General features: G+C 47.5%; 1 protein-coding gene. It reads right to left on the reverse strand.

Annotated features, from left to right (window positions below; genetic code table 11):
• Window positions 1-692: signal recognition particle-docking protein FtsY (gene ftsY / locus ACS8FC_RS17705; protein ID WP_439297755.1), on the reverse strand; the 692-nt coding region annotated here is incomplete at both ends.

The raw sequence follows: 692 nt of genomic DNA on the forward strand, positions 1-692 counted from the left end.
GAATAGGGACATCTGTCGTTTCGGCAATATTAAACACCACGCCACCTTTCGCAGTACCGTCTAGCTTAGTAATGGTGATACCTGTCAGCGGCACAATCTTGTTAAATAGCTCAACTTGATTGATGGCATTTTGACCCGTGCCAGCATCGAGTACGATCATACCTTCATGCGGAGCGCTTGGATCGGCTTTACGCATCACGCGAACCACTTTTTCTAATTCTGCCATCAAATGTGTCTTGTTTTGCAGACGGCCAGCAGTATCGGCGATGAGCACGTCGATATTTTTTGCTTTGGCTGATTGCATCGCATCAAAAATCACCGAAGCACTATCAGAGCCATGACCTTGTGCTAACACTGGGATATTATTGCGCTCGCCCCAAATCTGTAGCTGCTCGGTGGCAGCCGCGCGGAAAGTATCCCCTGCCGCTAGCATGACTGATTTACCCTCACCTTGTAAGCGCTTGGCAAGCTTACCGATGGTTGTGGTTTTACCCACACCATTGACGCCCACAACTAAAATAACAAATGGTTTTTTGCTGGTATCAATCACCAGCGGCTCAACTTTTGGCGTTAAGATATCAACCAGCTCACTTTGCAAGGCTTTATATAATGAGTGTGCATAAATCAAGTCACCACGGGCAGTCTGCTCGGTCAGGCTCTTAATAATACGGTTGGTCGCGTTGACGCCAATA

The organism is Psychrobacter sp. 1Y4 (assembly GCF_051847555.1).